Annotated in this window: 24 protein-coding genes and 2 tRNA genes; 4 read left to right on the top strand and 22 right to left on the bottom strand. The window is 55.4% G+C overall.

Annotated elements, in window-relative coordinates:
- Window positions 1-24: 24 nt before the first annotated feature.
- The 14 genes from pnp to rlmE form a co-directional block, all read right to left on the bottom strand.
- Window positions 25-2,160, bottom strand: coding sequence for a polyribonucleotide nucleotidyltransferase (gene pnp, locus J1C59_RS16375; protein WP_140916841.1), 2,136 nt, complete (start codon window positions 2,158-2,160; stop codon window positions 25-27).
- A 310-nt stretch (window positions 2,161-2,470) separates the two neighbouring features.
- Window positions 2,471-2,740 (bottom strand): 30S ribosomal protein S15, encoded by a 270-nt coding sequence (gene rpsO, locus J1C59_RS16380; RefSeq protein WP_003851063.1) that lies wholly within the window; start codon window positions 2,738-2,740, stop codon window positions 2,471-2,473.
- A 131-nt stretch (window positions 2,741-2,871) separates the two neighbouring features.
- A complete protein-coding gene (truB, locus tag J1C59_RS16385) occupies window positions 2,872-3,816 on the bottom strand; it encodes a tRNA pseudouridine(55) synthase TruB (RefSeq protein WP_140916840.1) in 945 nt (314 codons plus the stop codon).
- Window positions 3,816-4,223: a 30S ribosome-binding factor RbfA gene (gene rbfA, locus J1C59_RS16390; protein ID WP_128084013.1), complete on the bottom strand. Its 408-nt coding sequence runs from the start codon at window positions 4,221-4,223 to the stop codon at window positions 3,816-3,818. The genes truB and rbfA overlap by 1 nt, the downstream gene beginning before the upstream one ends.
- Before the next feature lie 65 nt (window positions 4,224-4,288).
- Entirely contained in the window at window positions 4,289-6,982 is a 2,694-nt protein-coding gene (gene infB / locus J1C59_RS16395; RefSeq protein ID WP_128084001.1) for a translation initiation factor IF-2, read from the bottom strand.
- Between the two features lie 17 nt (window positions 6,983-6,999).
- A complete protein-coding gene (gene nusA / locus J1C59_RS16400; RefSeq protein ID WP_128084000.1) occupies window positions 7,000-8,487 on the bottom strand; it encodes a transcription termination factor NusA in 1,488 nt (495 codons plus the stop codon).
- Window positions 8,488-8,511: 24 nt separating this feature from the next.
- Window positions 8,512-8,964: a ribosome maturation factor RimP gene (gene rimP, locus J1C59_RS16405; RefSeq protein WP_139805862.1), complete on the bottom strand. Its 453-nt coding sequence runs from the start codon at window positions 8,962-8,964 to the stop codon at window positions 8,512-8,514.
- A 211-nt stretch (window positions 8,965-9,175) separates the two neighbouring features.
- Window positions 9,176-9,252 (bottom strand) — tRNA-Met (locus tag J1C59_RS16410).
- Window positions 9,253-9,311: 59 nt separating this feature from the next.
- Window positions 9,312-9,398, bottom strand: a tRNA-Leu gene (locus J1C59_RS16415).
- A gap of 37 nt (window positions 9,399-9,435) precedes the next feature.
- Complete coding sequence (secG, locus tag J1C59_RS16420) at window positions 9,436-9,774, bottom strand: preprotein translocase subunit SecG (RefSeq protein WP_128083998.1); 339 nt, start codon at window positions 9,772-9,774, stop codon at window positions 9,436-9,438.
- A gap of 217 nt (window positions 9,775-9,991) precedes the next feature.
- Entirely contained in the window at window positions 9,992-11,326 is a 1,335-nt protein-coding gene (gene glmM, locus J1C59_RS16425) for a phosphoglucosamine mutase (protein WP_128083997.1), read from the bottom strand.
- 2 nt (window positions 11,327-11,328) lie between these two features.
- Complete coding sequence (gene folP / locus J1C59_RS16430) at window positions 11,329-12,162, bottom strand: dihydropteroate synthase (RefSeq protein WP_128083996.1); 834 nt, start codon at window positions 12,160-12,162, stop codon at window positions 11,329-11,331.
- Window positions 12,163-12,240: 78 nt separating this feature from the next.
- Entirely contained in the window at window positions 12,241-14,166 is a 1,926-nt protein-coding gene (ftsH, locus tag J1C59_RS16435; RefSeq protein WP_111139586.1) for an ATP-dependent zinc metalloprotease FtsH, read from the bottom strand.
- A gap of 113 nt (window positions 14,167-14,279) precedes the next feature.
- On the bottom strand, window positions 14,280-14,909 hold the full coding sequence (gene rlmE, locus J1C59_RS16440; protein WP_128084012.1) for a 23S rRNA (uridine(2552)-2'-O)-methyltransferase RlmE: 630 nt from the start codon (window positions 14,907-14,909) through the stop codon (window positions 14,280-14,282).
- A gap of 127 nt (window positions 14,910-15,036) precedes the next feature.
- Here rlmE and yhbY point away from each other — a divergent pair, with 127 nt between their 5' ends.
- Window positions 15,037-15,330 carry a ribosome assembly RNA-binding protein YhbY gene (yhbY, locus tag J1C59_RS16445; RefSeq protein ID WP_010251809.1) on the top strand — a complete coding sequence of 98 codons (294 nt, stop codon included), beginning with the start codon at window positions 15,037-15,039 and terminating at the stop codon, window positions 15,328-15,330.
- A gap of 106 nt (window positions 15,331-15,436) precedes the next feature.
- Here yhbY and greA read toward each other — a convergent pair whose 3' ends face one another.
- Window positions 15,437-15,913 (bottom strand): transcription elongation factor GreA, encoded by a 477-nt coding sequence (gene greA, locus J1C59_RS16450; protein WP_128083995.1) that lies wholly within the window; start codon window positions 15,911-15,913, stop codon window positions 15,437-15,439.
- 247 nt (window positions 15,914-16,160) lie between these two features.
- Between greA and dacB the strand changes: the two genes are divergently transcribed.
- Window positions 16,161-17,594 (top strand): serine-type D-Ala-D-Ala carboxypeptidase, encoded by a 1,434-nt coding sequence (gene dacB, locus J1C59_RS16455; protein WP_128083994.1) that lies wholly within the window; start codon window positions 16,161-16,163, stop codon window positions 17,592-17,594.
- Between the two features lie 146 nt (window positions 17,595-17,740).
- Here dacB and cgtA read toward each other — a convergent pair whose 3' ends face one another.
- From cgtA to rplU, 3 genes are all read right to left on the bottom strand, one after another.
- A complete protein-coding gene (gene cgtA, locus J1C59_RS16460; protein WP_128083993.1) occupies window positions 17,741-18,913 on the bottom strand; it encodes an Obg family GTPase CgtA in 1,173 nt (390 codons plus the stop codon).
- A gap of 241 nt (window positions 18,914-19,154) precedes the next feature.
- Window positions 19,155-19,412 (bottom strand): 50S ribosomal protein L27, encoded by a 258-nt coding sequence (gene rpmA / locus J1C59_RS16465; RefSeq protein ID WP_063878150.1) that lies wholly within the window; start codon window positions 19,410-19,412, stop codon window positions 19,155-19,157.
- 15 nt (window positions 19,413-19,427) lie between these two features.
- Window positions 19,428-19,739 carry a 50S ribosomal protein L21 gene (gene rplU, locus J1C59_RS16470; protein WP_008925416.1) on the bottom strand — a complete coding sequence of 104 codons (312 nt, stop codon included), beginning with the start codon at window positions 19,737-19,739 and terminating at the stop codon, window positions 19,428-19,430.
- 258 nt (window positions 19,740-19,997) lie between these two features.
- Between rplU and ispB the strand changes: the two genes are divergently transcribed.
- Both ispB and J1C59_RS16480 read left to right on the top strand, forming a co-directional pair.
- Window positions 19,998-20,969, top strand: a complete 972-nt coding sequence (gene ispB, locus J1C59_RS16475) for an octaprenyl diphosphate synthase (protein WP_140916839.1) — start codon at window positions 19,998-20,000, stop codon at window positions 20,967-20,969.
- 234 nt (window positions 20,970-21,203) lie between these two features.
- Window positions 21,204-21,488, top strand: a complete 285-nt coding sequence (locus J1C59_RS16480; protein ID WP_140916838.1) for a helix-turn-helix domain-containing protein — start codon at window positions 21,204-21,206, stop codon at window positions 21,486-21,488.
- A 69-nt stretch (window positions 21,489-21,557) separates the two neighbouring features.
- Here the strand turns inward: J1C59_RS16480 and murA are convergent, their stop codons facing one another.
- The 4 genes from murA to mlaC form a co-directional block, all read right to left on the bottom strand.
- Complete coding sequence (gene murA, locus J1C59_RS16485) at window positions 21,558-22,817, bottom strand: UDP-N-acetylglucosamine 1-carboxyvinyltransferase (RefSeq protein WP_111139592.1); 1,260 nt, start codon at window positions 22,815-22,817, stop codon at window positions 21,558-21,560.
- Window positions 22,818-22,883: 66 nt separating this feature from the next.
- Window positions 22,884-23,141, bottom strand: a complete 258-nt coding sequence (gene ibaG, locus J1C59_RS16490) for a BolA family iron metabolism protein IbaG (protein WP_003851098.1) — start codon at window positions 23,139-23,141, stop codon at window positions 22,884-22,886.
- A gap of 113 nt (window positions 23,142-23,254) precedes the next feature.
- Window positions 23,255-23,560 (bottom strand): lipid asymmetry maintenance protein MlaB, encoded by a 306-nt coding sequence (gene mlaB / locus J1C59_RS16495; protein WP_128083992.1) that lies wholly within the window; start codon window positions 23,558-23,560, stop codon window positions 23,255-23,257.
- The gene (gene mlaC / locus J1C59_RS16500; protein WP_128083991.1) at window positions 23,560-24,195 is read right to left on the bottom strand and encodes a phospholipid-binding protein MlaC; all 636 of its coding nucleotides are present in this window, start codon (window positions 24,193-24,195) and stop codon (window positions 23,560-23,562) included. The genes mlaB and mlaC overlap by 1 nt, the downstream gene beginning before the upstream one ends.
- Window positions 24,196-24,205 lie beyond the last annotated feature (10 nt).

Below are 24,205 nucleotides of genomic sequence, written 5' to 3' on the forward strand. Positions count from 1 at the left end.
AGAGAGGGGCAAATCAGCAACGATTTATTCCGCGTCAGGCGTGGTCACCGCTGCAGCGTCTTCAGTCTGCGGCTTAGATTCTGTCGCTTCTTTGATGCTCAGACGTACGCGGCCCTGGCGGTCAACTTCCATCACCTTCACCGGTACTTCCTGACCCATCTGCAGGTAGTCGGTCACTTTCTCAACGCGCTTATCCGCGATTTGTGAAATGTGAACCAGACCTTCTTTACCGCCGCCGATAGCCACGAAGGCACCGAAGTCAACGATACGGGTCACTTTACCACTATAGATGCGGCCAACTTCGATCTCAGCCGTAATCTCTTCGATACGACGAATCGCTTCTTTCGCTTTCAGACCGTCGGTCGCAGCGATTTTCACGGTACCGTCATCTTCGATTTCGATCGTTGTGCCGGTCTCTTCGGTCAGTGCACGAATCACTGAGCCGCCTTTACCGATCACATCTTTGATCTTGTCAGAGCTGATTTTGATGGTGTAGATGCGTGGCGCAAATTCAGAAATCTCAGTGCGTGGCGTGCTGATAGCCTGTTCCATGACGCCCAGAATGTGCAGACGCGCACCCTTGGCCTGGTTCAGCGCTTCCTGCATGATTTCACGCGTGATGCCTTCGATTTTGATATCCATCTGCAGCGCGGTGATACCTTCACGGCTACCGGCTACTTTGAAGTCCATGTCGCCCAGGTGATCTTCGTCGCCCAGGATGTCTGACAGAACAACAAACTTCTCATCTTCTTTCACCAGGCCCATTGCGATACCCGCAACGGCGGCTTTGATTGGCACACCCGCATCCATCAGCGCCAGAGAGGCACCGCAGACAGAGGCCATTGAAGAGGAGCCGTTAGATTCGGTGATTTCAGAAACCACACGCACGGTGTAAGGGAAATCTTCCGCTTTTGGCATTACCGCTAACACGCCGCGTTTCGCCAGACGACCGTGACCAATTTCACGACGCTTCGGCGAACCTACCATGCCGGTTTCGCCGACAGAGTATGGAGGGAAGTTGTAATGGAACAGGAAGCTGTCGGTACGTTCGCCCATCAGCTCATCCAGGTTCTGCGCATCACGGGTCGTACCCAGCGTTGCGGTCACCAGTGCCTGCGTCTCACCACGGGTAAACAGTGATGAACCGTGAGTACGTGGCAGAACGCCAGTGCGCACGTCCAGACCGCGGATCATATCTTTTTCACGGCCGTCGATACGTGGTTCGCCGTTCAGGATACGGGTACGAACGACGTTCTTCTCAAGGCTGTGTACGATGTCGCCGATTTCAGCGCTATCCAGCGTTTCGTCTTCAGCCAGCAGCGCCGCAATGGTTTCGTCTTTGATGACGCCAACCTGGGTGTAACGCTCCTGCTTATCCGTGATGCGGTAAGCGTCGCTGATGCGCGCTTCGGCCAGGGCAGCCACACGCGAGATCAGTGGCGTGTTGGCGGCTTCTGGCTGCCAGTCCCAGCGCGGTTTACCCGCTTCTGCAACCAGAGCGTTGATGTTTTCGATAACAACCTGCTGCTGATCGTGACCAAAGACCACGGCGCCCAGCATCTGCTCTTCTGACAGGATCTCAGCTTCAGATTCCACCATCAGAACGGCATTCTGCGTACCGGCAACAACCAGATCCAGACGAGACTGTTTCAGCTCATCGGCAGTCGGGTTCAGGACGTACTGGTCGTTGATGTAACCCACGCGTGCAGAACCGATTGGGCCGTTGAATGGCAGGCCAGACAGCGACAGCGCAGCGGAAGCACCGATCATCGCAACGATGTCCGGATGAACCTGTGGGTTCACAGACACAACGGTAGCGATAACCTGAACTTCGTTGATGAAGCCTTCCGGGAACAGCGGGCGAATCGGGCGGTCAATCAGACGCGCGATCAGGGTTTCGCCTTCGCTTGGGCGGCCTTCACGACGGAAGAAGCTGCCCGGGATACGACCAGCAGCGTAAGTACGCTCCTGATAGTTGACGGTCAGTGGGAAGAAATCCTGACCTGGTTTGGTTTTTTTCTGGCCGACTACGGTAACGAACACGGCAGTATCGTCCATGCTCACCATCACAGCAGCCGTCGCCTGGCGAGCCATCATGCCGGTTTCCAGCGTGACGGTATGTTGACCATATTGGAATTTGCGTACGATCGGATTCAGCAAAATCAAAGTCCTTAACTTCGGGGCAGGGCTATCTGTAGCCCGCCATTGATTACCAATCTTCAGTTGCATCCTCGCGACTAATGACAACCCTCGACCGCCCCTGCGGTAAAGCCTCTCATTAGCCGCGCGAAATTCTGCAAACTCAAGATCACACTAAGCAACAATACATTAGTTTGGCCCGGATTGCTGCCGCTTGCTCGAAAAAAGGGGCCATAAAGGCCCCCTCTTCACGAAACTCGCACAAATCTGATCGTAAGCTGCACACCGTGCAAATGCCCGCATAACGCCCCGACGACCAGATTTTTCAGACTTAGCGACGCAGACCGAGGCTCTCGATCAGGCTGCTGTAGCGTGCAACGTCTTTACGCTTCAGGTAGTCCAGCAGCTTACGACGCTGAGATACCATGCGCAGCAGACCGCGGCGGCTGTGGTGGTCTTTTTTGTGCTCAGAGAAGTGACCCTGCAGATGGGTGATCTGCGCGGTCAGCAGGGCAACCTGAACTTCGGTTGAACCGCTGTCGTTAGCACCACGACCATATTTAGCAACGATCTCTGCTTTAGCTTCTACGCTTAGAGACATAATAAACTCCAGTAATAAATGAATGTATGGGTGCCGATCTCTAATTCAGCATCCCGCTTTAAAGCCGCGCTATTCTACTCTGCGCCTGATAGCAACGCAAATGCCCCATCAGCGAAAAGTGAAGGCGCCGCTTAATCCTGATATTCGACCACTAAACGGCGTGGTGCGAGCCGGCCATCGGCCGCGATTTCTGCCATACCGATAAACCTGCGCGCTTCGCCTTCCGATACCCTGACCAGCCCCTGCGCGGGCGCGTGACTGGCCTGCACCGGCTGCCCCTGACGGAAGAAGTCGGCTACCGCAGAAGGAATATTCACTTCCGGGAAATCGGAAGCGGGACTGTCCATCGGCAGCAGCAGCGGATCGAGCTGCGTCTCCAGCGGGATATCCGCTTCGGTTGCTTCGGTCAGCAGCGTGTTGAGCTGCTCCAGAGTCACCATCCGTTCAAAAGGATAACGCGCAACCTGAACGCGACGCAGCATGATCACATGCGCGCCACATCCCAGCTTTTCGCCCAGGTCATCGATGATGGTGCGAATGTAGGTGCCTTTGGAGCAGTGAATCTCCAGCTCCAGCTCGTTATCCTGCCAGCGGATAAACTGCAACTCATAGACCGTAATCGGGCGCGGCTCGCGTGCAATCTCAATGCCCTGACGCGCATATTCATACAGCGGACGGCCCTGATGCTTCAGCGCCGAAAACATTGAAGGCACCTGCAGCGTATCGCCACGGAAGCTCTCCAGCGCGCTGTCCAGTTCGGCCTGCGTGAAGCTGACCGGCCGCGTCTGCACAATGTTGCCATCGGCATCAGAGGTGTCGGTCCGTTCACCCAGCCGGGCGATGACGCGGTAGCGTTTGTCGGAGTCCAGCAGATACTGCGAAAACTTGGTTGCTTCACCCAGGCAGATCGGCAGCATGCCGGTCGCCAGCGGGTCCAGCGCGCCGGTGTGTCCTGCGCGATTCGCATTAAAAATACGCTTCACTTTCTGCAGAACATCATTCGACGAGACGCCTTGTGGCTTATCCAGCAACAACACGCCATGGACGTCGCGGCCGCGACGACGCGGACGACTCATTACGCCTCCTCGTCATCGCCAGTGGCGTCCTGGCCACGGCGCTCTTCATCGTTCTTCACAACGCTGGTCACCAGGTTGGACATGCGCATCCCTTCCACCAGTGAGTTGTCGTAGAAGAAGGTCAGCTCAGGCACGATACGCAGACGCATCGCTTTGCCTAGCAGAATGCGGATATAGCCGGACGCCTCTTTCAGAGCTTTCAGACCCTGCTTAACCGCGTCTTCATCCTGATCGTTGAGGAAAGTGACAAACACTTTTGCATAGGCGAGATCGCGTGACACTTCGACACCTGACACGGTGACCATCATGCCCAGACGGGGATCTTTGATCTCACGCTGCAGGATCATTGCAATCTCTTTCTGCAGCTCTTGTGACACGCGCTGCGGGCGACCAAATTCTTTCGCCATCATTATTTCTCCCAAATAATTCGGGAGGCCAGAGGCCTCCCAAATTGCAACACATCAGCAGTCTATTACTCGATGGTGCGTTTAATTTCGATGATTTCAAACACTTCGATCATATCGCCAACGCGAACGTCGTTGTAGTTCTTCACGCCGATACCGCACTCCATGCCGTTACGCACTTCGTTGACGTCATCTTTGAAGCGACGCAGGGATTCCAGCTCGCCTTCGTAAATCACCACGTTGTCACGCAGAACGCGGATTGGATTGTGACGTTTGATGTTACCTTCCGTCACCATACAACCGGCAATCGCGCCAAACTTCGGTGATTTGAACACGTCACGTACCGCAGCCAGACCGATGATCTGCTGTTTGTACTCTGGTGCCAGCATACCGCTCATCGCCGCTTTCACTTCGTCAATCAGGTTATAGATGACGGAGTAGTAGCGCAGATCCAGGCTTTCTGAGTCAATGACGCGACGCGCAGAGGCATCGGCACGCACGTTGAAGCCAATCAGGATGGCGTTGGATGCAGCTGCCAGGGTTGCGTCGGTTTCGGTGATACCGCCCACGCCTGAACCTACAATCTTCACCTTCACTTCGTCGGTGGAGAGTTTCAGCAGGGAGTCGGAGATCGCTTCCACAGAACCCTGAACGTCTGCTTTCAGCACGATGTTCAGTTCAGACACTTCGCCTTCGGTCATGTTCGCAAACATGTTCTCAAGCTTAGATTTCTGCTGGCGAGCCAGTTTCACTTCGCGGAATTTGCCCTGACGATAGAGCGCCACTTCACGGGCTTTCTTCTCGTCACGTACCACGGTTGCTTCATCACCCGCTGCCGGCACGCCGGACAGGCCCAGAATCTCAACCGGGATAGATGGACCCGCTTCCATGACTTCGCGGCCCAGCTCATCGCGCATTGCACGAACGCGGCCATATTCGAAGCCACACAGAACGATGTCGCCCTTGTTCAGCGTACCTTCGCGTACCAGTACGGTAGCGACCGGACCACGACCTTTGTCGAGGAACGATTCGATCACCACGCCGCTCGCCATACCTGCACGGATAGCGGTCAGTTCCAGCACTTCCGCCTGCAGCAGGATTGCATTCAACAGGTCATCAATACCGGTACCGGCTTTCGCAGAGACGCTGACGAACATGTTTTCGCCGCCCCACTCTTCCGGAATGATACCGTACTGAGTCAGTTCGTTTTTAACACGATCCGGATCCGCTTCTGGCTTGTCGCACTTGTTCACCGCAACCACAACCGGCACTTTTGCCGCTTTGGCGTGCTGGATGGCTTCGATGGTCTGTGGCATCACGCCATCGTCCGCAGCGACAACCAGGATAACGATATCTGTCGCCTGCGCACCACGTGCACGCATCGCGGTAAACGCGGCGTGGCCCGGGGTATCCAGGAAAGTGATCATACCGTTGTCGGTTTCAACGTGGTAAGCACCGATGTGCTGTGTAATGCCGCCCGCTTCGCCAGAGGCGATTTTGGTGGAGCGGATATAGTCCAGCAGAGAGGTTTTACCGTGGTCGACGTGGCCCATGATGGTCACAACCGGCGCGCGCGATTCCTGCGCCGCATCGGTATCACGATCGTCCATTACCGCCTCTTCCAGCTCGTTTTCACGACGCAGGGTCACTTTGTGGCCCATCTCTTCGGCGACGAGCTGTGCGGTTTCCTGGTCGATGACCTGGTTGATGGTCGCCATCGCGCCCATCTTCATCATCGCTTTGATGACCAGAGAACCTTTGACGGCCATTTTGTTAGCCAGTTCTGCAACGGTGATGGTTTCGCCAATCACCACATCGCGGTTAACGGCCTGCGCCGGCTTGTTAAAGCCCTGCTGCAGTGCGCTTGGTTTGCGATGCTTACCGCCTTTACCGCCACGAACCTGCGCACGCGCTTCTTCACGGTCAGTTTTGGCTTCGGAATGCTTGTTGCCTTTTTTCGCCGGACGAGTCGCTTTAGCCGTGGTACGCGCACGCGCACGGCCTGCTTCAACCTGACGGTCGTTTTCGTCTTCTGCCTGACGGGCGTGGGTCGAAGTGGTGACGTGATAGTCGCCCTTATCCTCTTCTTCCGGTTTTTCCCACTCTGCTGATTTCTCTTCAGCCAGGCGGCGGGCTTCTTCTGCCACAAGGCGGGCAGCCTCTTCGAGCTTACGGCGGGCTTCTTCTTCAGCTTTACGCTTCAGTTCAGCGGCTTCAGCTTCGCGACGGGCTTTGTCTGACTGCGCAGCCCTGGTCACTTCGTCGGTAGGTTGATTTGTCACTTTGTCATTTTCCGCTGCTGCACGTTTGGCCTTATCAGCGGCTTCGCGCCTGGCTTTGTCTTCGGCTTCACGTTGCGCTTTCTGTTCAGCTTCGCGACGGGCTTTTTCTTCAGCCTCGCGTTGCGCCTGCTCTTCCGCTTCACGCTGCGCCTCGGCTTCAGCTTCTGCCTGAGCTTGCTCAGCCTCTGCATCACCCTTCACATAGGTACGCTTTTTGCGGACTTCAATTTGCACCGACTTACTTTTACCCCCGGTGCCTGGAATATTCAAGGTGCTGCGCGTTTTACGCTGCAGCGTCAGCTTAGCTGAACCGACCTGACCGTGTTCACGGTTCAGGTGAGATAGTAAGGTTTCTTTCTCTTGCTGGGTCACGGCATCATTTTCAGACTTCGGGATCCCCGCATCAGCAAATTGCTGTACCAGGCGATCGACCGGAGTCTGAATTTCTGCGGCCAGCGATTTTACGGTTACATCTGTCATGCTGTTCCTTCCTGTTATTACGCGTCATCGCCGAACCAGCAGATATTACGTGCGGCCATAATCAGCGCGCCGGCTTGTTCATCAGACAGGCCTTCAATATCCGTCAGATCGTCAACACCTTGCTCAGCGAGATCTTCCAGCGTGCAGACGCCTTTCGACGCCAGGCGGAACGCCAGCGCACGATCGAGGCCTTCAAGATTCAGAAGATCCTCAGCGGGCTCCTGATTTCCAAGACTCTCTTCTTTCGCCAGTGCCAGGGTGGTTAACGCATTTTTTGCTCGTTCACGCAGGGCTTCAATGGTCTCTTCGTCGAGGCCGTCGACTTCCAGCAGCTCGTTGATTGGCACGTAGGCCAGCTCTTCCAGCGAGGAGAAGCCCTCTTCCACCAGTACGGTGGCGAACTCTTCGTCGATGTCGAGATGTTTGGTGAACATATCGATCGCCGCATGCGCTTCAGCCTGATGCTTAGCCTGCAGATCATCGACGGTCATCACGTTCAGCTCCCAGCCGCTGAGCTGCGAAGCGAGACGCACGTTTTGGCCGTTACGGCCGATCGCCTGAGCCAGGTTGCCAGCTTCGACGGCGATATCCATCGTGTGGTTATCTTCATCAACCACGATTGACGCCACATCAGCCGGCGCCATGGCGTTAATAACAAACTGCGCCGGGTTATCGTCCCACAGCACGATATCGATACGCTCGCCGCCCAGCTCGCTGGAAACAGCCTGAACACGCGCGCCGCGCATGCCCACACAGGCACCGACCGGATCGATACGTTTGTCGTTGGTTTTGACTGCAATCTTCGCGCGCGAACCCGGATCACGAGCGGCGGCTTTAATTTCAATCAGTTCTTCGCCGATTTCCGGCACCTCGATGCGGAAGAGTTCAACCAGCATTTCGGGTTTGGAACGCGTCACAAACAGCTGCGCGCCACGGGCTTCCGGGCGGACAGAGTAGAGAACGCCGCGGATACGGTCGCCCGGGCGGAAGTTTTCGCGGGGCAGCATATCTTCGCGCAGAATCACCGCTTCAGCGTTGTTGCCTAAGTCGAGGGAAATGTTGTCGCGGTTAACTTTCTTCACCACGCCCGTGATAATTTCGCCTTCCTGCTCACGGAACTGATCAACCACCATTGCGCGTTCGGCTTCGCGCACTTTCTGCACGATAACCTGTTTCGCGGTCTGGGTGGTGATACGGTCAAAGGTGACCGATTCAATCTGATCTTCAACGAAATCGCCCAGATTGAGTGCTTCATCTTCGTAACGGGCCGCATCCAGCGTGATCTCGCGCGTCGGCTGAGTTACCTCTTCAACGATTTCCCAGCGGCGGAAAGTATCGAAGTCGCCACTGCGGCGATCAATGCTGACGCGTACCTCAATTTCCTGCTCATACTTTTTCTTGGTCGCAGTCGCCAGCGCGCTCTCCAGCGCTTCGAAGATTTTCTCACGCGGCAGGGCTTTTTCGTTAGAAACGGCTTCTACAACAGCTAAGATCTCTTTGTTCATCCTGGTTAGCCTCAATCCGGACTTTTAAAAGTGGGGGACCAGGTTCGCTTTCTGAATGTTACTCAGCGCGAACACTTCATCGTTACCCTCTACGTGCACCGTGATCATCTCGCCATCAACTGACTTGATGATTCCCTGCCATTTACGGCGGTTCTGAACGGCCATACGCAACACCAGACTCACTTCATCCCCCATAAAGCGGGTGTAGTGTTCTGCGGTGAACAGAGGACGATCGAGTCCCGGTGAAGAGACTTCAAGGTTGTAAGGCACGGTAATTGGATCTTCTACATCCATTACGGCGCTTACCTGGTGGCTGACATCGGCGCAATCATCGACATTGATGCCATCTTCACTATCAATATAGATGCGCAGGATAGATGTGCGACTACGAACGAATTCAATTCCAACCAGTTCGTAACCCAGCGCTTCTACGGGAGCCGATACCAACTCTGTCAATTTTTGCTCTAATGTGGACAAGCCCACCCCCAAGACATAAAAAAAGGGCCTATAGCCCAGTATTACGATTCGCTAATAACAAAAAACCCCGAATAGTCGGGGCTTTTAATCACTGGACCCTGTATGCCGCTAAGCGGCCCGGACTCCATCCAAAGAATTTTCTTTCAAAAAATAGCCGTGAATGCGTCCGTCGATGCATACAGTATATTTGAAAAAGAACTCAAAGGGAAAGTGGTTGCGGGGGCCGGATTTGAACCGACGACCTTCGGGTTATGAGCCCGACGAGCTACCAGGCTGCTCCACCCCGCGTCCGAAAACGTGGCGAATAATACGCCAGACCTGCATAAAATGCAAGGGATACTACGATTTGGTACCGAGGACGGGACTTGAACCCGTAAGCCCAATCGGGCACTACCACCTCAAGGTAGCGTGTCTACCAATTCCACCACCACGGCACTACACTGACCACAACGATGCGTTGTGCTGACGACCTTACTTAGGAATATCGCTGCCCGGCGTAACCGGTTGAGCTGGCTTTTCAGTCTGTTGAGAAGACTGCGCCGGCGCAGAAAGATTTTCCCACTCGCTTCCTTTCGAAGACTTGTTGCTGTTCAGATTACCCAGAACCAGGCTGATGATGAAGAACAGTGCCGCTAAAATGCCGGTTGTACGTGTCAGGAAGTTACCTGAACCCGATGAACCAAACACTGTACCGGATGCGCCTGCACCGAATGAGGCTCCCATATCAGCGCCTTTGCCTTGCTGCAGCATGATCATGGCCACGAGGGCGATCGCTACAATAAGGAAAACAACTAAAAGAGCTTCGTACATATTCAACCTGTTCCTTGCACGATAATCGTACAGTTAAAGCTTCAACCAGTATTGATGGGGAGTCTCGTCATCACCCATCAGAAGCGGGTGTGAATACTAACCAAAGGCGCATATCTCTGCAAGTGCAATTTTCACCGCCTGCACTGATTGCAGAAAAAAGCGCCATCCCGGTGATTTTACAGGCAGTTCTGCGCACCGCGAACGGCCTGTAACCGCATTAAACTGCTTTAACCTGGTCGGCGATACGATTGGCCAGTTCGGTCACCTGCGCCTCATTTTCGCCCTCAACCATCACGCGAATCAACGGCTCCGTTCCCGATTTGCGCAGCAGCACACGTCCGCGTCCCGCCAGCGCTTTTTCGACGTCGGCCGTCACACTTTTTACGGCATCACTCTGCAGGGGATCGTGTTCACCCGCAAAGCGGACGTTGACCAGCACCTGAGGCAGCATCTTCATGCCGCTGCAGAGGTCATGCAGGCTCATGTGGTTGCGGACCATGGCAGTGAGTACCTGCAAACTTGCTACGATGCCGTCGCCTGTGGTGGTCTTATCCAGCAGGATGACATGACCGGAGTTCTCGGCACCGAGACGCCAGCCCTTCTCCTGCATCTTCTCCAGCACATAGCGGTCGCCCACTTTGGCGCGGGTGAACGGAATGCCGAGCTGTTTCAGCGCAAGCTCCAGCCCCATGTTGCTCATCAGCGTCCCGACGACCCCACCGCGCAGCTGACCCTGGCGCAGTGCTTCGCGTGCAATGATGTAGAGGATCTGGTCGCCATCCACTTTTTCGCCCAGATGGTCAATCATCATGATGCGGTCGCCGTCGCCGTCATAGGCCAGACCGATATCGGCCTTCTCCGCCAGAACACGCTGCTGCAGCAGTTCCAGATCGGTGGCACCACACGCTTTGTTGATGTTCATGCCGTCCGGCTGAACGCCGATAGCGATCACGGTCGCGCCCAGTTCACGCAGGACATTCGGGGCGATGTGGTAGGTGGCACCATTGGCGCAGTCCACCACTATCTTCAGGCCATTCAGGCTCAGTTCGCTGGGGAACGTGCCTTTGCAGAATTCGATGTAGCGTCCTGCGGCATCCACGATGCGGCTGGCACGACCGAGCTGCGCGGATTCAACGCAGGTAATCGGCTTCTCCATCTCCAGCTCAATCGCTTCCTCAACGTCATCAGGCAGTTTAGTGCCCTCGGATGAGAAGAACTTAATGCCGTTGTCATCGAACGGGTTGTGCGAAGCTGAGATCACAATTCCGGCCTCCGCACGGAAGGTGCGGGTGAGATAGGCGATGGCGGGCGTCGGCATCGGGCCGGTAAATGCGGCCGTCAGGCCGGCGGCGGCGAGGCCCGCTTCCAGCGCAGACTCCAGCATATAGCCAGATATGCGCGTATCTTTACCGATGATGATCTTTTTGGAACCGTGACGCGCCAGCACTTTACCTGCGGCCCAGCCCAGCTTCAGGACAAAATCGGGGGTGATGGGGGCTTCACCGACTTTGCCGCGAATGCCGTCTGTACCAAAATATTTACGATTACTCATGATTATCCTTTTGCTCTTCGGGTCGCTTCGACCACGCGCATCGCTTCGGCCGTCTCTTTGACATCATGCGCGCGAATGATCTGCGCGCCCTGCATGGCAGCAATGACCGCGCAACTCAGGCTGCCGGTTAAACGCTGCGACGGACCGACATTTAACAGCTGGCCAATCATCGACTTACGCGACATTCCCACCAGAAGTGGCAGGCCGAAGTGATGGAAATCGCCGAGATGCGCCAGCAGCTCATAATTGTGGCTGAGATTTTTACCGAAACCGAAGCCCGGGTCGAGTATCAGTCGCGCTTTTTTGATCCCTGCCGCCTCACAGCGCGCGATCTGCTGAGCGAAGTAAGTGTCCACTTCACTCAGGATATTGTCATACCGTGGAGCCTCCTGCATGGTGCGCGGTTCACCCTGCATGTGCATCAGACAGACAGGCAGGTCGGTAGCGGCCGCGGCCTCCAGCGCACCCGGTTCAGAGAGCGACCGGACGTCATTAATGATGTGAGCACCCACTCGCGCCGCTTCCCGGATCACCGCCGCCTTGGAGGTATCGACTGAAATCCAGACCTCGAAGCGCCGGGCAATGGCCTCGACCACCGGGATCACCCGCTCCAGCTCCTCCTCCTCGCTGACCTCGTCCGCTCCGGGACGGGTCGATTCACCGCCCACGTCAATGATGGTGGCACCGGCGTTAACCATCTCGTTGGTGTGCGTCAGCGCATCGACCAGCGCGTTGTGCCTGCCGCCATCTGAAAAGGAGTCCGGCGTGACGTTCAGAATGCCCATCACATGCGGAAACGATAAATCGAGATGGGAATCACGGGCGAACAACTTCATGGCGAAAACTCCTTTGGGTCACTATCCGGATGTAAAAAACCCCGGACCAGCCGGGGTTTTGTCTGACGATGTTGCGTCTTATTTGTTGTACTGCTCAGACATGGTGTTGCCTGGGTTCGGCGTACGCGGTTCATCGACCGGACGTGGCGCCTTTGGCGTACCGTTGTTGTCTGAGTTGCTGCCTGGGTCTTCCCAGCCTGCTGGCGGACGCACTTCGCGACGGGCCATCAGGTCATCGATCTGCGGAGCATCGATGGTTTCATACTTCATCAGCGCGTCTTTCATCGCGTGAAGGATGTCCATGTTCTCACCCAGAATGCGACGTGCGCGCTGGTAGTTGCTGTCGATCAGGTGTTTAACTTCCTGGTCGATGATGCGGGCCGTTTCATCAGACATGTGTTTCGCTTTCGCGACCGAACGGCCGAGGAAGACTTCACCTTCTTCTTCTGCATAAAGCAACGGACCCAGTTTTTCAGAGAAGCCCCACTGCGTCACCATGTTACGTGCCAGGTTGGTCGCGACTTTGATGTCGTTCGACGCGCCGGTAGAAACATGTTCAGCACCGTAGATGATCTCTTCCGCCAGACGACCGCCGTAGAGGGTAGAGATCTGGCTTTCCAGTTTCTGACGGCTGGCGCTGATCGCGTCGCCTTCAGGCAGGAAGAAGGTCACACCCAGCGCACGACCGCGCGGAATAATGGTCACTTTATGCACCGGATCATGCTCAGGAACCAGACGACCGATAATGGCGTGGCCCGCTTCATGATAGGCGGTGGACTCTTTCTGCGCTTCCGTCATCACCATGGAGCGACGTTCCGCACCCATCATGATTTTGTCTTTCGCTTTCTCGAACTCCACCATAGAAACCACACGCTTGTTCGAGCGGGCGGCAAACAGTGCAGCTTCGTTGACCAGGTTAGCCAGGTCTGCACCAGAGAAGCCCGGTGTACCGCGCGCAATGATTGCAGCATCGATATCGGTGGCCAGTGGCACACGACGCATATGGACTTTCAGGATCTGCTCACGACCGCGGACATCCGGCAGGCCCACCACGACCTGACGGTCAAAGCGGCCCGGACGCAGCAGCGCAGGGTCCAGTACGTCAGGACGGTTTGTGGCGGCGATAACGATAATGCCTTCGTTGCCTTCAAAACCATCCATCTCAACCAGCATCTGGTTCAGGGTCTGCTCACGCTCATCGTGACCACCGCCTAAACCGGCACCGCGCTGACGACCGACGGCGTCGATCTCATCGATAAAGATGATGCAGGGCGCGGCTTTTTTCGCCTGTTCGAACATGTCACGCACACGGGATGCACCGACACCAACAAACATTTCCACGAAGTCAGAACCGGAGATGGTAAAGAACGGCACCTTCGCTTCACCGGCAATCGCTTTCGCCAGCAGGGTTTTACCGGTACCCGGCGGCCCCACCATCAGCACGCCTTTTGGAATCTTACCGCCCAGCTTCTGGAAACGGCTTGGCTCACGCAGATATTCGACCAGCTCGCCAACTTCTTCTTTCGCTTCGTCACAGCCGGCTACGTCAGCAAACGTGGTTTTGATCTGGTCTTCCGTCAGCATGCGGGCTTTGCTCTTGCCGAAGGACATCGCGCCCTTTCCGCCGCCGCCCTGCATCTGACGCATAAAGAAGATCCACACACCGATCAGCAGCAGCATCGGGAACCACGAAATGAAGATTGAGGCCAGCAGGCTTGGCTCTTCAGGCGGTTCGCCTACCACTTTGACGTTTTTGGTCAAGAGGTTATCGAGCAACTTAGGATCGTTGACAGGAATGTAGGTGGTGTATTTATTGCTGTCTTTTTTAATAACGTTAATTTCACGCCCGTTAATACGTGCCTCGCGGACCTGATCCTGGTTCACTTCCGACAGGAAGGTTGAATAATCAACCCGACGGCCATTCGACTCGCTGGGCCCAAAGCTCTGGAATACTGACATCAGCACGACCGCGATGACTAACCAGAGAATCAGGTTTTTCGCCATGTCACTCAAGGGATTAACCTCATATTACAACGGTGTTAACAGATAGCGTAGGGTACTATAGATCCTGCATACATGGAATCGCAGCAACGCTGCGGACCTCTCCAGCAATTTGGTTATAGTTTGCGCCCAGTCGCCACAATGTACACTTCACGTGAACGTGAACGTGAAGCGTCCGGCTTACGAATTTTCACTTTCGTAAACAGGGAGCGAATTTCCCGCAGGTATTCATCGAAGCCATCTCCCTGAAACACTTTCACTACAAAACTGCCGCCGGGTGCCAGGATATCCCGACACATCTCCAGCGCCAGCTCCACTAAATACATCGACCGGGGAATATCTACGGCAGGTGTACCACTCATATTCGGCGCCATGTCAGACATGACAACCTGAACCTGTTGATCACCAACACGCTCAAGCAGCGCATTGATCACCGATTCTTCACGAAAATCGCCCTGAAGGAAATCGACACCGACAATTGGATCCATTGGCAGGATATCACAGGCAATAACGCGCCCTTTATTCCCGATTTGCTGTACCACATATTGCGACCAGCCACCGGGTGCAGCACCCAGATCTACCACGGTCATACCGGGTTTGAAAAGCTTGTCACCCTGTTGTATTTCATCAAGTTTAAACCAGGCGCGCGAACGCAACCCTTTTTTCTGCGCCTGAAGCACATATTTATCGCTAAAGTGTTCCTGAAGCCAGCGGCTGGAGCTGGCCGAACGCTTTTTACCCGTCATAATATTTCCAACTAAATCGTCATCGTAGCGATAAACCTGCACGCAATGGGTTGCGTCGATTTGGTGATATACCCGAGATGGCGGTAGAATGAACCGTTTTCAATCCCTGAGTAAGTAAAATACTACGATGAATCTAAGTACCAAACAAAAACAGCACCTCAAGGGCCTCGCCCATCCGCTCAAACCTGTCGTTATGCTGGGCGGTAATGGCCTGACTGAAGGCGTGCTGGCCGAAATCGAGCAGGCTCTGTCACATCACGAACTGATCAAGGTAAAAATCGCCTCAGAAGATCGTGAAACGAAGCAGCTGATCGTTGAGGCTATCGTGCGTGAGACCGGTGCCAGCAACGTACAGGTGATCGGCAAAACGCTGGTGCTGTATCGCCCGTCTAAAGAGAGCAAGATTTCTCTGCCACGCTAGGTGGGCAAAGAAAGTGACATGCTCTTACCTCAGATAAAAGGCCGCAATGCGGCCTTTTTCCTTTCTTTACATTGTGCTTCAACGCTTTTCAAAGCGTAGCAACATCTTAAAGGTATTCCACCTTCAGGATCTCATACTCCACGTCGCCGCCCGGGGTTTTCACGACGGTCACATCGTCGACTTCTTTGCCCACCAGACCACGCGCCATTGGCGAATTGACCGAAATCAGATTTTGCTTAAAGTCCGCTTCGTCATCGCCCACGATGCGATAGGTCGCCTCCTCGTCGGTTTCAACGTTGAGCACGGTAACCGTGGCACCAAAGATTACCCGGCCGGTTTTCGGCATCTGCGTCACGTCGATGACCTGCGCATTGGAGAGTTTGGCTTCAATCTCCTGAATACGGCCTTCACAGAAGCCCTGTTCTTCACGCGCGGCGTGATACTCCGCATTCTCTTTCAAATCGCCATGTTCGCGTGCTTCAGCGATAGAGGCGATAATGCGCGGACGCTTCACGGTTTTCAGCTCGTTCAGCTCTTCGCGCAATCTCTCAGCGCCTCTTAACGTCATCGGAATCTGATTCATTTAAGCTCCTCGCCATCTTTCCTGTTTTACGATGTCATCCTGACCGGTGACTGCAGAAAAAGCCTTCTGCAGCGCATTAGCCCGTTTTGCAAATAAAAGAAACCTGACCCGGAGATGCTTCCAGGCCAGAAAAGAGTTTTGCAATTTGATACGTATTTTACCCCAGAGTTCCCTGCGGGTCATCGTTTACTTTGACCCGTCCAGCGACGTAGTATTGACGCCCTCACCTGCCAGTTACCGCGAGATTATGCGATTTTCACGACTTGTTACCGGATTAAGCTGCGCATTTATGCTGCAGGCGCACGCAGCGCCAGTTGATGAATACATGCAGTACCTGCCAGACGGCGCCAATCTGGCGTTGATGGTGCAGAAAGTGGGTGCGTCCACACCGATTATTGATTACCACGGCAAACAGATGGCCCTGCCCGCCAGTACCATGAAAGTGGTCACGGCGCTGGCGGCGTTGCTGGAACTGGGTGGTGACTACCGTTTTCAGACCACGTTTGAGACCCGCGGTGCCATTATCGATGGCACCCTGAATGGCGACTTAGTGGCGCGTTTCGGCGGCGATCCCACCTTAAGCCGTCAGGATCTGCGCAATATGGTGGCGGCACTGAAAAAACAGGGCATCAACCACATCAAAGGCAATCTGGTTGTCGATACCTCGGTCTTTGCCAGTCACGACATGGCGCCAGGCTGGCCGTGGAACGATATGACCCAGTGCTTCAGCGCCCCGCCGGGCGCGGCTATCGTCGATAAGAACTGCTTCTCGGTGTCGCTCTACAGTGCGAATACTCCGGGCGAGAACGCCTTCGTGCGCATCGCCTCCTATTATCCGGCCCACATGTACAGCCAGGTCCGCACTATCGGGCGCAACAGCGGCGAAGGACAGTATTGTGAGCTGGATGTTGTGCCGGGCGAACTGAACCGTTATACCCTGACCGGCTGTATGCGCCAGCGTGCCGAACCCTTACCGCTGGCCTTTGCCGTGCAGGATGGCGCGGCCTGGGCGGGTGAGATACTGAAAGCGGAACTGCGCGCATCCGAGATCGACTACAGTGGCCATCTGGTGCGCCAGACTCAGGTGACTGAGCCGGGCACCGTACTGGCCTCAACGCAGTCCGCGCCGCTGCACACGCTGCTGCACACCATGCTGAAGAAGTCAGACAACATGATTGCCGACACCGTATTTCGTACCATCGGCCACCACTACTTCAACGTGCCGGGCACCTTCCGCGCCGGACAGGATGCCGTTCGCCGGATCCTGAAAGCCAAAGCCAATATCGACATGGGCAACAGCATTCAGGTGGATGGATCCGGGCTGTCGCGCCACGATCTGATTTCGCCGCAGACCATGATGCAGGTTTTGCAGTTTATTGCGAAGAATGACAATACGCTGGATTACATTTCGATGCTGCCGCTGGCGGGCTACGATGGCACGCTGCAGTACCGTGGCGGGCTGCACGAGGCGGGGCTGGATGGCAAGGTCTCGGCGAAAACCGGTTCGCTGCAGGGTGTCTATAACCTGGCAGGCTTTATCACGACCTCCAGCGGTGCCCGGGTCGCCTTTGTCCAGTTCCTCTCCGGCTATGCGGTTCCGCCGGAAGATCAACGGACCCGCCGCATTCCGCTGGTACGATTCGAGAGCCGTCTCTATCGCGACATCAATCAGAACAACTGATCGACAGCGCTGATGCACGCAGCGGGCCACTGACCTGCTGCGTTTTTTTCGCGCGATTGGCGTGCGCTGATAAGCGGCCCCGAAAACAACGAAGCCCCCTTCCAGCTGAAAGGGGGCTTCGGGTATCACGTTATGCTGCGGTCAGATTAACGCTGATAGATAATTTCAACGCCTTCGTCGTCTTCATCATCCCAGTCGTCATCCCACTCGTCGTCTTCGGCTTCCACCGCGTTCTCAAGGGTTTCCTTGTGGTAATCATCCCACATGAATTCCACTTTCTCCGGCTGCTTCTCTTCAAGCTCTGCTTCTTTCGGATTCGCGTTGATGAAGCTCATCACGTCCCAGCAGAGTTCGTTGACACCGGTGCGGCTTGCGGCTGAGATCAGGTAATACTTATCTTCCCAGCCCAGCGCTTCCGCTACCGCTTTCGCGCGAGCCTGCGCCTCTTCTTCACCGATCAGGTCAACCTTGTTGAAGACCAGCCAGCGTGGCTTGTTGAACAGCTTCTCGCTGTACTTTTCCAGCTCGCCCAGAATGATGCGCGCATTTTCGACCGGATCGCTTTCATCGATAGGATCGATGTCGATCAGGTGCAGCAGAACGCGGCAGCGCTCAAGGTGTTTCAGGAAGCGAATGCCCAGGCCCGCGCCCTCGGCCGCCCCTTCGATCAGGCCAGGGATATCGGCCACGACAAAGCTCTGCTCGCTGTCCATACGCACCACGCCGAGGCTCGGCACCAGCGTCGTAAACGGATAGTCCGCCACTTTGGGTTTAGCGGCTGAGACAGCACGGATAAAGGTCGACTTACCGGCATTCGGCAGGCCCAGCATCCCAACGTCGGCCAGCAGCATCAGCTCCAGCTGGAGATCGCGCTTCTCGCCCGGCGTACCCATGGTTTTCTGACGCGGGCTGCGGTTCACTGAGGATTTGAAACGGGTATTGCCCAGGCCATGCCAGCCGCCTTTGCCGACCATCAGTTTCTGGCCGTGGCGCGTCATGTCGCCCAGTGTTTCGCCGGTGCCCTGATCGATAACACGGGTGCCGACCGGCACTTTAACTTCGATATCTTTACCGCGTTTGCCGGTACAGTCACGGCTCTGGCCGTTCTGCCCACGCTCGGCGCGGAACGATTTTTCGAAACGATAATCGATAAGGGTATTGAGGTTTTCGTCGGCGATCAGATAAACGTCACCGCCATCACCACCATCACCCCCGTCAGGGCCGCCCTTCGGGATATATTTTTCGCGGCGGAAGCTGACGCAACCATTACCGCCATCGCCGGCGACGACCAGAATTGTCGCTTCATCAACAAACTTCATTTTAACTCTCCGTCACACAATCGCCTGCAGCACTCTGCAGACGGGTCCGCCAGGGTCTTCTGCGCTGACCAGCGGCGGATAAATCAGAATTGGCTTTCGCCAGAGCGTACATAAAGTGTACAGCAAACTTTTGTGATGCGTTGCGTTACCGCAACAGAGCGCAGAATGTAAAAAGCCCCGCAGGAGCTGCGGGGCCTTTAATTCGTGCGTTCAGACGTTAAACGTCTGCGTCACGACAACCTTACTCAGCAACGATGCTGATGTATTTACGGTTGTTCGGACCTTTAACTTCGAATTTTACTTTGCCGTCTGTGGTAGCAAACAGGGTGTGGTCACGACCACAACCTACGTTGTTACCAGCGTGGAATTTGGTGCCACGCTGACGAACGATGATGCTACCTGCCAGAACAGATTCGCCACCGAAACGCTTAACACCCAGACGTTTTGCATTGGAGTCACGACCATTTCGAGTCGAACCACCAGCCTTTTTATGTGCCATTTGTCAGATCTCCTCTTACGCCGTGATACCAGTGATTTTCACATCAGTGAACCACTGGCGATGGCCAGCTTGCTTACGGTAGTGCTTACGACGACGAAACTTAACGATCTTAATTTTCTCGCCACGACCGTGAGCAACAACTTCTGCCTTGATCATACCGCCTGAAACCAGTGGCGCGCCGATTTTCACGTCTTCGCCATTAGCAATCATCAGAACCTGGTCGAACTCGATGGTTTCACCGGTTGCGATGTCCAGCTTTTCCAGGCGAACGGTCTGACCTTCGCTTACTCGGTGTTGTTTACCACCACTTTGGAAAACCGCGTACATATAAAACTCCGCTTCTGCGCTTGCCTTTTTTAGTTCATCAGGCGGCGCGCTAAATATTCACAATAGGGCGCGAATTCTACGCAAAACTCCAGAAGAAGACAAGAGCACTTTGCACACTCTTGCAGAAAAAAAACACAGGGTAAATGCAACCGTTTCTCAGCCACAAAATTCAAGTACAATCAGTAACAGATTACCTGAACGCTGGCTGGGTAAACCACTTACCATGGCAGAGATAACGAGTCATAGCTGAAAAGACGAATGAACTTAGAACAGATTAATGAATTAACCGCACAGGATATGGCTGCCGTTAACCAGACCATCCTCGACCAGCTGAATTCAGATGTCTCGCTCATCAACCAGTTGGGCTACTACATCATCAGTGGTGGAGGCAAGCGTATCCGTCCCATGATTGCCGTGCTATCCGCACGCGCCATGGGCTACAAGGGCGATCTGCACGTGACCAATGCGGCGCTGATCGAATTTATCCACACCGCCACGCTGCTGCATGACGATGTCGTGGATGAATCCGATATGCGTCGTGGCAAAGCGACCGCGAACGCGGCGTTTGGCAATGCGGCAAGCGTGCTGGTCGGTGACTTTATTTACACCCGCGCCTTCCAGATGATGACCAGCATGGGGTCGCTGCGTATCCTGGCGCTGATGTCCGAAGCGGTAAACGTGATCGCTGAGGGCGAAGTCCTGCAGCTGATGAACGTGAACGACCCGGATATCACCGAAGAGAGCTACATGCGCGTCATCTACAGCAAGACCGCGCGCCTGTTTGAAGCGGCCTCCCAGGCCTCTGCGATCCTGGCTGACGCCACCCCGGAAGCGGAAAAAGCCCTGCAGGATTATGGGCGCTATCTGGGTACCGCTTTCCAGTTAATCGACGATTTACTGGATTACAGCGCAGACGGCGAGACGCTCGGTAAAAACACCGGCGATGACCTGAGCGAAGGCAAACCGACACTGCCTCTGCTGCATGCAATGCAGCACGGCACGCCTGAGCAGGCGAAGATGATCCGGGAAGCGATCGAACAGGGCAATGGCCGTCATCTGCTGGAGCCGGTGCTGGAGGCGATGCACCAGTGCGGGTCGCTGGAGTGGACGCGCAGCCGCGCCGAGCAGGAGGCGGATAAAGCCATTGAGGCGTTGCGTATCCTGCCTGAATCCCCCTGGCGCAGCGCGCTGGAGTCGCTGGCACACATGTCCGTGCAGCGCGACTTTTAATCCTCTGACGGAGCCGCCCGGCTCCGTTTTTATTGCCCTTCTCCCACTTTTCTCTGTTACCGCTCTGCGGTTGCATCCCTTTTGCGCACGGCCACACAGACCGGACAGCGGAGGCAAATATTACTGGAAACTACCGGAAATTATTTGCTATAAAAAAGTCATATTTCCAGATAACAGGAAAAGCCATCCGGCGTACTGCCGGATGGCGTCATGACAGGGAAAAGGAGACAGGTTATGCAAAAACGAAAGGAAGACTGGCATCCGGCTGATGTTATCGCGGCGCTGCATAAGCGGGGAATGACGCTGGCGGCGCTGTCCCGCGCAGCCGGCCTGAGTTCATCCACGCTGGCGAATGCGCTGACGCGCCCCTGGCCCAAGGGAGAATGGCTGATCGCCGACGCGATCAACGTCCATCCCGGCGAGATCTGGCCCAGCCGCTATTACGATCCGGAGACCCACTGCCTGCTGGATCGCAAAAAACGTATCCGGACGCCTGTCGATCGTTCCGGCAGCGTCTGAGATCCCTGACGATCCTCAGGCGAAAAAAAACCAGCCCCGGAGGGCTGGCTCTTCAGCGTTTCAGCGGGATTACTCTTCGCTGACGCGCTCGATATTCGCGCCCATCGCTTTCAGCTTATCTTCGATGTGCTCATAGCCACGATCGATATGATAGATGCGGTCGACGAACGTCGTGCCTTCTGCGATACAACCCGCCAGCACCAGGCTGGCTGACGCGCGCAGATCGGTTGCCATCACCTGCGCGCCCGACAGGGTTTCAACGCCGTGGCAGATCGCGGTGTTGCTTTCGATCTCAGCATGTCCGCCCATACGAATCAGTTCCGGGATATGCATGAAACGGTTTTCGAAGATGGTTTCGGTGATCACGCCTGTGCCTTCGGCCACCATGTTCAGCAGGGTGAACTGCGCCTGCATGTCGGTCGGGAAACCCGGATGCGGTGCGGTGCGCACGTTGACCGCTTTTGGCCGCTTGCCGTGCATATCCAGACTGATCCAGTCTTCTCCGGTTTCGATATCGGCACCCGCATCGCGCAGCTTAGCCAGCACCGCATCCAGCGTATCCGGCTGGGTTTTGTGACAGACCACTTTGCCGCCCGAGATGGCTGCCGCGATCAGGAAGGTGCCGGTTTCGATACGGTCGGGCAGTACGCGATAGACACCGCCACCCAGACGCTCGACGCCTTCGATGGTGATTTTGTCGCTGCCTGCGCCGCTGATTTTCGCACCCAGGGTATTCAGGAAATTCGCGGTATCGACAATTTCCGGCTCACGCGCCGCATTCTCGATCACGGTCGTACCGGTCGCCAGCGTCGCCGCACTCATGATAGTGACGGTGGCGCCCACGCTGATCTTATCCATCACAATCAGCGCGCCCTTCAGGCGGCCATTGACGGAGGCTTTCACGTAGCCCTCTTCCAGCTTGATCTCTGCACCCAGTTGTTCAAGACCGGTAATGTGCAGGTCAACCGGACGTGCGCCGATCGCGCAGCCACCCGGCAGGGAAACCTGACCCTGACCAAAACGTGCCACCAGCGGCCCCAGCGCCCAGATAGAGGCACGCATGGTTTTAACCAGATCGTAAGGCGCACAGAAAACATCGACCGCGCTGGCATCGACGTGCACAGAACCGTTGCGTTCCACCTTCGCACCCAGCTGGCTCAGCAGCTTCATGGTGGTATCGATGTCGCGCAGTTTTGGTACGTTCTGAATCTCTACCGGCTCTTCGGCCAGCAGGGCAGCAAACAGAATAGGAAGCGCGGCGTTCTTCGCCCCGGAAATGGTTACTTCACCACTTAAGCGGGTGGGGCCTTGCACACGAAATTTGTCCATTAACACGGCTCTCAATTAACTAGCTAAAGATTGGACTCGCTGACCGCGAGTTCACCCCGCCGGGGATCAGAAACCGTTGAGTTTACGGTCACGCGCCCATTCAGCGGGAGTATAGGTTTTGATAGAGACAGCATGCATGCGGTTATCGGCGATGAATTCCATCAGCGGCGCATAGACAGCCTGCTGTTTTTTCACGCGGCTCAGCTCACCAAACAGTTCGCCAACGGCGATGACCTGAAAATGGCTGCCGTCATTGCTCATCACATGCACTTCGTCTAAAGGCAGTGCTGCCATCAGCACGGCCTGAATTTCACTGTTTTCCATTGGTCTTAACTTCGCTTAATAATAATAAGGCTGACATAGTAGAGGAAAGCGGCTGACTCTTAAATACGCAAAAGCCCCTGTCAAAAACAGGGGCTTAGCATAACAGGCGGAAATCAGGCGCTTTTATCCGCAGAAACAATAATCTGTTGCAGATTGTAAAGCGTAATCAGCGACTGCAGTTTGTCGCTGATGCCCGTAAAGCGTGGCGTAATCCCCTGGGCACGCGCAATTTCCCGCAGGTGCACCAGCAGAGCCAGCCCGGAGGAGTCAACGCGATCCAGCGCCGCAACGTCGATGGTGTCGACATCCCGGATCAGGGTCTCACGCTGCTGCCAGAGCCCCATCAGCGTGTCGCGATCCAGTTCGCCTTTCAGCAGCAGCGTGCTGGCTTCCCGCTCCCAGCGTAACGATTCGTGCATTATTGTTGTTTATCCAGCGTGATAGGCTGAGCGGCAGAGGATTTCAGCTGCGCCGTCAGACCATCAATACCTTTGGTGCGCAACAGGTCGCTCCACTCATTCTGCTTGGTGGTGATCATGCTGACGCCTTCGGCGATCATGTCATACGCCTGCCAGTTTCCGCTCTGGCTGTTTTTACGCCACTGGAAGTCGAGGCGAACCGGCGGACGGCCGTTAGGATCGATGATGGAGACGCGGATGGCGACAATGTTGGCATCGCCCAGCGGCTGTTCAGGCTGCACCTGATAGCTCTGCCCGTTGTAGAGGGCCAGAGCCTGACCGTAAGCCTGCGCCAGATAGTCCGCAAAGGCGCTGAAATAGGCTTCACGCTGAGCCGGTGTGGAGTCACGGTAGTAGCGACCCAGCACTAACGCGCCGGCATATTTGATCTGCACATAGGGCAGCAGTTCCTGACGGACAATCTCACGCAGATAGTTAGGGTTCTGCTTAATTTTCGGCTGCTCGTTCTTCAGACGGGTAAAGGTTTTCTCCGCCGCCTGGTTCATCAGTTTGTAAGGATTGCTCTGGTCAGCGGCGGTTGCCGTCAGCGGCACGGCCACCACCAGCATGGCAATCATCAGTAAACGTTTAAACATGGTATACCCT

Origin of the sequence: Pantoea deleyi, assembly GCF_022647325.1 — a bacterium.
Lineage (GTDB): Bacteria > Pseudomonadota > Gammaproteobacteria > Enterobacterales > Enterobacteriaceae > Pantoea > Pantoea deleyi.

Coding starts and splice junctions, on each gene's coding strand:
- cgtA (WP_128083993.1), bottom strand. CDS start 18,913: ATGAAGTTTGTTGATGAAGCGACAATTCTGGTCGTCGCCGGCGATGGC.
- ftsH (WP_111139586.1), bottom strand. CDS start 14,166: ATGGCGAAAAACCTGATTCTCTGGTTAGTCATCGCGGTCGTGCTGATG.
- nusA (WP_128084000.1), bottom strand. CDS start 8,487: ATGAACAAAGAGATCTTAGCTGTTGTAGAAGCCGTTTCTAACGAAAAA.
- J1C59_RS16480 (WP_140916838.1), top strand. CDS start 21,204: ATGCAAAAACGAAAGGAAGACTGGCATCCGGCTGATGTTATCGCGGCG.
- rlmE (WP_128084012.1), bottom strand. CDS start 14,909: ATGACGGGTAAAAAGCGTTCGGCCAGCTCCAGCCGCTGGCTTCAGGAA.
- murA (WP_111139592.1), bottom strand. CDS start 22,817: ATGGACAAATTTCGTGTGCAAGGCCCCACCCGCTTAAGTGGTGAAGTA.
- glmM (WP_128083997.1), bottom strand. CDS start 11,326: ATGAGTAATCGTAAATATTTTGGTACAGACGGCATTCGCGGCAAAGTC.
- folP (WP_128083996.1), bottom strand. CDS start 12,162: ATGAAGTTGTTCGCCCGTGATTCCCATCTCGATTTATCGTTTCCGCAT.
- truB (WP_140916840.1), bottom strand. CDS start 3,816: ATGAGTCGTCCGCGTCGTCGCGGCCGCGACGTCCATGGCGTGTTGTTG.
- yhbY (WP_010251809.1), top strand. CDS start 15,037: ATGAATCTAAGTACCAAACAAAAACAGCACCTCAAGGGCCTCGCCCAT.
- ibaG (WP_003851098.1), bottom strand. CDS start 23,141: ATGGAAAACAGTGAAATTCAGGCCGTGCTGATGGCAGCACTGCCTTTA.
- rplU (WP_008925416.1), bottom strand. CDS start 19,739: ATGTACGCGGTTTTCCAAAGTGGTGGTAAACAACACCGAGTAAGCGAA.
- mlaC (WP_128083991.1), bottom strand. CDS start 24,195: ATGTTTAAACGTTTACTGATGATTGCCATGCTGGTGGTGGCCGTGCCG.
- dacB (WP_128083994.1), top strand. CDS start 16,161: ATGCGATTTTCACGACTTGTTACCGGATTAAGCTGCGCATTTATGCTG.
- ispB (WP_140916839.1), top strand. CDS start 19,998: ATGAACTTAGAACAGATTAATGAATTAACCGCACAGGATATGGCTGCC.
- rbfA (WP_128084013.1), bottom strand. CDS start 4,223: ATGGCGAAAGAATTTGGTCGCCCGCAGCGCGTGTCACAAGAGCTGCAG.
- rpsO (WP_003851063.1), bottom strand. CDS start 2,740: ATGTCTCTAAGCGTAGAAGCTAAAGCAGAGATCGTTGCTAAATATGGT.
- greA (WP_128083995.1), bottom strand. CDS start 15,913: ATGAATCAGATTCCGATGACGTTAAGAGGCGCTGAGAGATTGCGCGAA.
- infB (WP_128084001.1), bottom strand. CDS start 6,982: ATGACAGATGTAACCGTAAAATCGCTGGCCGCAGAAATTCAGACTCCG.
- secG (WP_128083998.1), bottom strand. CDS start 9,774: ATGTACGAAGCTCTTTTAGTTGTTTTCCTTATTGTAGCGATCGCCCTC.
- mlaB (WP_128083992.1), bottom strand. CDS start 23,560: ATGCACGAATCGTTACGCTGGGAGCGGGAAGCCAGCACGCTGCTGCTG.
- rpmA (WP_063878150.1), bottom strand. CDS start 19,412: ATGGCACATAAAAAGGCTGGTGGTTCGACTCGAAATGGTCGTGACTCC.